This is a genomic window from Streptomyces bohaiensis (assembly GCF_012033785.1).
GTDB classification, from domain to species: domain Bacteria; phylum Actinomycetota; class Actinomycetes; order Streptomycetales; family Streptomycetaceae; genus Streptomyces; species Streptomyces bohaiensis.
In genome coordinates, this window is the sequence record NZ_JAAVJC010000434.1 from 1 (window position 1) to 2,723 (window position 2,723).

Consider the following 2,723-nt stretch of genomic DNA (forward strand, 5'->3'; position numbering starts at 1 on the left):
GCCGCCGCCCTCGTCGCCGTCGCACGGCGCCGGGGCGGGCGGACCGGCGGCCCCGCCGCCCGCGGCGGGCGGGAGCGGGACCTACGGCTACCCGCAGAGCCGGCCGACGGTCGGCTCCGGTTACATGGCGGTCCTGCGCTACCGGGCTCCCGACGGTTCGGAGGCCCGGCTGATCCGCCGCTCCACGCCGGGCACCCCGCACCCCGAGTGGCAGCTCCTCCACGAGCTCCACGCCCTCGGCGTGCCGCCGCAGCAGGTCATCGAGCTGCACACCGAGCTCCAGTCCTGCTCACTGCCGGGCGGCTACTGCTCCCGCATGATCCAGGAGACCTGGCCGCAGGTCCGGGTGACCCACACCGCGCCGTACGGCAGCGACCACGGCTCCCGGCAGTCCGGGGTGCGCCACCTGGTCGAGCACCAGGACGAACTGGAGCAGTACGCCGACGGGCCGGCCCGGACGGCGCCGGTGCGCGCGCCGCTGCCGTCCGTCCCGACGGCTCCGGCCGTCGGGCTGGACGTCATCGGGCAGGAGCTGCAGCAGGCGTTCGGGCCGCACGGCGTCTTCCGCTTCGACCAGCAGTCGGTCTCCCGGCAGGGTGTGCCGGACATCGTGGCGCAGTCCCTGGTCTGGGCCGGGGTACCGCTGGAGATCGGGCCGTTCTTCTGGGCGCAGGCGCGCCCGGGGACGCCGATCCCGACGCTGGCGGAGCTGGCGCAGGAGCGCGGTGTGCAGCCGGCCTCCGACGCGGGCTCCTACCTGGTCGTCGGCAACGACTTCGGCCGACAGCTGTGCGTGCAGTACGGCACCGCGTACATCGTCGCGGTGCCGCTGGAGGCGGGCCCGGGCGGCGCGCCCGCGCGGCCGCAGTTCGTCAACTCCTCGCTGCCGCAGTTCGCGCGGTCGATGGCGCTGCTGGGCCGGATGTGGCGGCTGCGGTTCGGGCTCACCCCGGAGCAGGCGGGCCACTGGACCAGCGACTTCCAGCTGGAGCTGGCGTCGCTGGACGGGCAGGCGCTCGCCGATCCGGAGAACTGGTGGTCCGTGCTGGTCGAGCAGATGTGGGACGGCCTGCTCTGACCCGCCCCTCCCCGGCGAACGCGGCCGCCCCCGCCCGGAAGGGGCGGGGGCGGGGGCCCGGGCGCGTGGCCGCCGCCGGGCGGAGGCGCTGGCGGTAGGGTTCGAAGGACCGGCGGCGCGGCGTCCGCCCGCCGTCACCGTCCGCCGCTCCCCGTACCGAAGGGCATCCCCCGTGAGTTCCATGCGCCCGGCCGCCGTCGTCGTCCTCGCCGCCGGAGAGGGCACCCGGATGAAGTCGGCCACCCCGAAGGTCCTGCACGAGCTCTGCGGTCGCTCGCTGGTCGGCCATGTGGTGGCGGCCGCGGGCGAGTTGGAGCCGCAGGCGCTGGTGGCCGTCGTGGGTCACGCGCGCGAGCGGGTCGCCGGCCACCTCGCGGAGATCGCGCCCGGGGCCCGGACCGCGGTGCAGTACGAGCAGAACGGCACCGGGCACGCCGTGCGGGTCGCGCTGGAGGAACTGGCCGAAGGCGGCCCGACCACCGGCGCGGTCGACGGCACGGTCCTGGTGACCTGCGGGGACACCCCGCTGCTGACCTCGGCGACACTGCGGGCACTCGCCTCCGCACACGAGGCCGACGGCAACGCGGTGACGGTGCTGACGGCGGAGGTGCCGGACGCCACGGGCTACGGCCGGATCATCCGCGGCGCGGACGGCGCGGTCACCGCGATCGTCGAGCACAAGGACGCCGACGAGTCGCAGCGCGCGGTGCGGGAGATCAACTCCGGGGTCTTCGCCTTCGACGGCGTGCTGCTGGCCGAGGCACTGGGCAAGCTGTCGACCGACAACAGCCAGGGCGAGGAGTACCTCACCGACGTCCTCGGCATCCTCCGCGCCGACGGCCACCGGGTGGGCGCGGCGCTCGCCGCCGACCACCGCGAGATCGCCGGCATCAACAACCGGGTGCAGCTGGCCCAGGCGCGGCGCACCCTCAACGACCGGCTGCTGGAGCAGGCGATGCTCGCCGGGGTGACGGTGGTCGACCCGGCGTCGACCTGGATCGACGCGACCGTGACGGTGGAGCGCGACGCGCTGGTGCACCCCGGGACGCAGCTGCTGGGCACCACTCACCTCGCCGAGGGGTGCGAGGTGGGCCCGAACAGCCGGCTGACCGACACCCGCGTCGGGCAGGGCGCCCGGGTCGACAACACGGTGGCGACGGGCGCCGAGATCGCCGCCGAGGCGACGGTCGGCCCGTTCGCCTACCTGCGGCCGGGCAGCCGGCTCGGCACCTCCGGGAAGGTCGGTGCCTTCGTGGAGACGAAGAACGCGACGATCGGCGACGGCAGCAAGGTGCCGCACCTCAGCTACGTCGGGGACGCCACCATCGGCGACCACACCAACATCGGTGCGGCGAGCGTCTTCGTGAACTACGACGGCGAGCGCAAGCACCACACCACGATCGGCTCCCACTGCCGGACGGGCAGCGACAACATGTTCATCGCCCCGGTGACCGTGGGGGACGGCGCCTACACCGCCGCGGGGTCCGTCATCGCCCAGGACGTGCCCGCCGGTGCGCTGGGGGTGGCCCGCGCCCACCAGCGCAACGTGGAGGGCTGGGTGGCGCGTCGCCGCCCAGGAGGACACCGACACCGCGGTCTCCTGACCCCGACGGCGCCGCCGCACCGCGCGCCACCGAGCAGCCAC

2 protein-coding genes are annotated in these 2,723 nt (G+C 75.2%); both read left to right on the forward strand.

The annotated features are described in order from the left end of the window. A partial coding sequence (locus HCN52_RS23640) for an SUKH-4 family immunity protein (protein WP_209314917.1) occupies positions 1–1,078 on the forward strand: 1,078 nt, incomplete at its 5' end. Positions 1,079–1,250: 172 nt separating this feature from the next. Further along, on the forward strand, positions 1,251–2,723 hold a 1,473-nt coding region (gene glmU, locus HCN52_RS23645), incomplete at its 3' end, for a bifunctional UDP-N-acetylglucosamine diphosphorylase/glucosamine-1-phosphate N-acetyltransferase GlmU (protein ID WP_168090458.1).